Below are 4,003 nucleotides of genomic sequence, written 5' to 3' on the forward strand. Positions count from 1 at the left end.
AACGCGGGACGTGCCGTCAGGCCGTTCGCCACCATGAACACGACACCGCGGGCCGCCCGGCCGGCAGGCCGGCCGCCACAGGACCGGTACGCAGCCACCCGCCGCCGGTTACCGGACCGGCAGTGCCGGGCGTTGCCGGGACAGGGCGGCCGGATCCAGTGTGGCCCGGGTGCCCGCGCGGTGGCCTTCGCGGTAGCCCGTGCCGGAGAGGCGGCGGGGGGAGGCGGTGCGGAGGTCGCCGTATTCGCGATCGAAGGCCTGTTGCACCACTGTGGTGCGGTCGTGGATCACCAGCTCCGCCGACGGCTGGCCGGGAGCGGCCGGGCGGTGGTCGCGGGCGGCCTTCGCCTCGGCGCGCTGCAGGCGCTCGTGCACGGCGCGGGAGAAGCCGTTCAGCCAGGTGCGGCGGTAGGCGGCCAGCGACTCGTGGAACACGCGCTGCTCGGGACGTACCCGGTTCAGCTGGGTGCTCGCCTGCAGTAGCAGGCTGGTGAACAGCAGCTCGACCCGCCCGAGATCGGAGCGGAAGCCGAACACGGTGACGGACTCGACGCTCTGCCCCGCGCGGTGCAGCAGGGTCCGGCAGCGCAGTGGGTAGGCGATGCTGGTGAGCAGGCTCGCCTTGTCGCGGCTGTACGGATTCTCGATCGGGAGCTTCAGCACGGTGATCTCGTCGCTGCTGTGGCCTGCCGCGGCCAGCACCGCGTCGTCGATGCCGTGGCGGGCGATCAGCTCCGCGGCCTTCGTGTTGTACAGCTCCGCTTCTTCCGCGGTGACTGCCGGGTCCTCGGCTTTCGCCAGCAGTTTGCGTACGCGCTCCAGCTGCGAGTCGTAGGCGGGCATGATCCCCCTCTCTCTGCCGGTGCGGCCCGGGTGGGCCGACGTGGAGCCACGGTAGACGTGGGGTACGACAATATTCGATCAAGTGTTCGGCCGAGTCACCGGGCACCCTCTGTACCCGAAGGCCTACGCTCGCAGTATGCCGCCGCCTCGCACGCTGGACGTCGCGGTAGTCGGTTCGGGCCCGAACGGCCTGGCTGCCGCGGTCCTGTTCGCGCGCGCTGGACGGTCCGTGGCGGTGTACGAGGCCGCTGCCGAGCCGGGCGGCGGCGCGCGGTCTGCGCGGCTGTTCGACGCCGACGTGGTGCACGACCTGTGCTCGGCGGTCCATCCGATGGCGGTCGCGTCGCCGTTCTTCCGCCTGTTCGATCTTGAAGCGCACGGTGTACAGCTGTGCCGCTCCGAAGCCGAGTACGCGCACCCGATCGACGAGCGTCGTGCAGCAATCGCGTACGCAGACCTCGAACGCACCTGTGCCGGCCTAGGGGTCGACGGTGCGCGTTGGCGGCGTTTCATGACGCCGCTCATCGAGCGGACCGAAGAAGTCGTCGAAACCATCTTCGGTGACTTCAGGCGGCCGCCTCGTCCCGGCGTCGCCGCGTTGCTGGCTTCACGGCTTGTTGGGATCAGGGCCTTTCGCGGTACCGAAGCACGGGCGCTGCTCGCTGGCGTTGCCGCGCACGCGATGGGACGGTTGCCGTCGTTGGTGGGCGATGGGATCGGTGTGTTGCTCGGGCATCTGGCGCACACCAGTGGCTGGCCGGTCCCGCGCGGAGGTACGGAAAAGATCACGGAAGCCCTCGTAGCCGACCTACGCGCACACGGCGGCGAAGTACACACCGACGCTCGCGTCGCCGACCTTCGCCAGCTTTCGCACGCGCGCGTCGTGATGCTGGATCTTGCGCCCCAGGGCGTCCTCGACGTTGCCGGGCCACTGCTATCCGACGGGTATCGGCGGGCGCTGCAAGGAGTTCGGTACGGCCCCTCCGCCGCCAAGGTGGATTTCCTTGTTTCAGAACCGATCCCGTGGCGGAACCCCGCGTTGGCGCAGGCCGGGACGCTGCACCTCGGAGGGACGCGAGAAGCCGTGTACGCGGCCGAGAACGCAGTGACCGCCGGGAGGCGTGCGGAGGAGCCGTTCGTGCTCCTCTCGCAGCCAATGACGGCGGACCCGTCTCGCGGGCTCCCGGGCAAACAGCCGATCTGGGCGTACGCCCATGTGCCGCATGGTGATCCACTCGATGCCACAGACGTGATCCGCCGTCGCATCGAGCGATACGCACCCGGCTTCAGCGACACGGTGCTCGCTTCGCGCGCGGTATCGGCGCGTGAGCTGGAGGCGTACAACCCGAACTACGTGGGCGGCGATATCGCTACTGCGGCCGTGACAGTGCGGCAAGTGCTGGCTCGCCCCGTCGTACGGTGGAATCCGCACCAAACGCCGTTACGCGGGGTCTACCTCTGTTCCGCAGCCACTGCGCCCGGCCCCGGCGTACACGGCATGTGTGGGTACTACGCCGCGAAGGCCGCGTTGCGCCGGGAGTTCGGGCAGACCGAGCCGGTCTTCTGACGCGGGCGTTGCCTCACAAACCCAGGTACGCGTCGAGCGACACGGCGAGCGCTGCTTCGGGAGACGGCGCGAAGCTCGCCCCCGCCAGCCCGCCCCAGAGCCACAGTTGCGCAAGACCGTGCAACGCCGCCCACAGCGACGCGGCGAGCAGCCGCGGGTCAGTCCCGGTGCGTACGCGGCTTTCGGGCGCTTCGGCGACGTAGCGACGGACAAGGTCGGCGAAGTAGTCGAAGACCGCGCTGCTGGCCGCGACGAGCTGTGGTTCTTCGGGGTCGATCAGATCGCGCCGGAACATCAGCTCGAACATCGCCGGGTTCGTCAACGCGAAGTCGACATACGCATGGCAGGCGGCCGTCACGCGCTCTCGCGGCGGTCCGGCGGGTAGTTGCGTGCCGCGGTCGAGTAGCTGGGTGAAGCCGAGCGTCGCGACGCCGGAAAGCAACTCGGCACGGCCGGAAAAGTGCCGTAGCGGTGCGCCGTGTGACACCCCAGCCGCCTTCGCGATACCGCGCAGCGTCACCGCGTCTACCCCGGAATCGGCGAGCAGCTCCGAGGCGGTGCGGATCAGCCGTTGCCGCGCGGGCGACGCCGTGCTCACAGCTGCGCTTCGGAAAACGCCATCGGTAGCAACTCGGGGCGCTTCGGCAGGAATCCGTCGCCCGGCGACCGGCCGGTGAGCCGATTGCGCAGCCGGGTGATCCCCACCGGCAGCACCTCCTGCCACATCCAGCGCAGATCGGCGAGCCGGTTCGTCGGCGCGGGCCGCCCCGGCAACGGGCGCAGCCAGTCCTCCTCGTGCGGCACGCCGAGCTTCCCCAGCACGTGTCCTGCCACACGCAGGTGCCCGGCCTCCGACAGGTGCAGCCGGTCCGGCCCGAAGTAGCGGGAATCGTGTGCGGCCTGGTCGGGCCACAGGTCCACCAGCTTCGCGCCGTAGCTGACCGACGCCTCGCGGACGGCGTCGTTGAGCGCCCTGACCCGCGGCCGCATCCGATGACCGAACGGCATGCGATGCGCGATGTCGCTCAACGTAAACGTGACCACGGACGGCGCGATCTGCGTGCACTGCCGGATCGCGGCATCCACCCGGCGGGCGACCGTGCGCGCGTCCCAGCCGCGGCTCATCACGTCGTTGCCGCCGCCGAACAGAGCGATCAGATCGGGTTCATGCCGCCCGGCGGCGGGCAGCTGCTCGGCGATGATCTGGTCCAGCCGCCGCCCGCGCACCGCGAGATTCGCGTAGCGGAACCCGGGCTCGTCCTCGGCGAGGCGCCCGGCGACGAAGTCGGCCCAGCCGCGGTACTGGCTCCGGTCGGGGTACGGATCGTCCAGCCCCTCGGCACAGCTGTCGCCCACGGCGACGAACGTGCGATAACCCATGGCGAACTCCTCGTAACCCCTGATTCATCTTCCCGACACTGTTTATCAAACCGAAGTAGACGCTGTCTACCTGGCCGAGTGGCTGTGAAGGGAACCTTCACAGCCACAGCGTCCAGGGTTCCGGCAAAGTCGGTGTAGAGGTCCGTGAAGGGACCCTTCACGGACTCTGAGTCTGTGAAGGGTCCCTTCACAGACCCGAAACCGGTCCGGCGC

At 69.6% G+C, this 4,003-nt stretch carries 4 protein-coding genes; 1 reads left to right on the plus strand and 3 read right to left on the minus strand.

All coding sequences use genetic code 11. From position 1 onward, the window contains the following. Positions 1-108: 108 nt before the first annotated feature. Positions 109-843 carry a DUF2786 domain-containing protein gene (locus D5S19_RS02360; protein ID WP_120021674.1) on the minus strand — a complete coding sequence of 245 codons (735 nt, stop codon included), beginning with the start codon at positions 841-843 and terminating at the stop codon, positions 109-111. A 136-nt stretch (positions 844-979) separates the two neighbouring features. On the opposite strand from D5S19_RS02360, the gene D5S19_RS02365 reads away from it, so the two are divergent. Further along, positions 980-2,410 carry a phytoene desaturase family protein gene (locus D5S19_RS02365; protein WP_120021677.1) on the plus strand — a complete coding sequence of 477 codons (1,431 nt, stop codon included), beginning with the start codon at positions 980-982 and terminating at the stop codon, positions 2,408-2,410. 13 nt (positions 2,411-2,423) lie between these two features. Here the strand turns inward: D5S19_RS02365 and D5S19_RS02370 are convergent, their stop codons facing one another. Then, positions 2,424-3,008 (minus strand): TetR/AcrR family transcriptional regulator, encoded by a 585-nt coding sequence (locus tag D5S19_RS02370; protein ID WP_120021675.1) that lies wholly within the window; start codon positions 3,006-3,008, stop codon positions 2,424-2,426. Next, complete coding sequence (locus tag D5S19_RS02375) at positions 3,005-3,790, minus strand: SGNH/GDSL hydrolase family protein (RefSeq protein ID WP_120021676.1); 786 nt, start codon at positions 3,788-3,790, stop codon at positions 3,005-3,007. Before D5S19_RS02375 ends, D5S19_RS02370 begins: the two co-directional genes overlap by 4 nt. Positions 3,791-4,003: the final 213 nt, after the last annotated feature.

It is taken from the genome of Amycolatopsis panacis, from assembly GCF_003600245.1.
In the GTDB taxonomy this organism is placed as follows: Bacteria; Actinomycetota; Actinomycetes; order Mycobacteriales; family Pseudonocardiaceae; genus Amycolatopsis; species Amycolatopsis sulphurea.

Bases quoted from the DNA above. Each gene is read 5' to 3' on its own strand.
- D5S19_RS02360 (WP_120021674.1), bottom strand. From the start codon at position 843: ATGCCCGCCTACGACTCGCAGCTGGAGCGCGTACGCAAACTGCTGGCG.
- D5S19_RS02375 (WP_120021676.1), bottom strand. From the start codon at position 3,790: ATGGGTTATCGCACGTTCGTCGCCGTGGGCGACAGCTGTGCCGAGGGG.
- D5S19_RS02365 (WP_120021677.1), top strand. From the start codon at position 980: ATGCCGCCGCCTCGCACGCTGGACGTCGCGGTAGTCGGTTCGGGCCCG.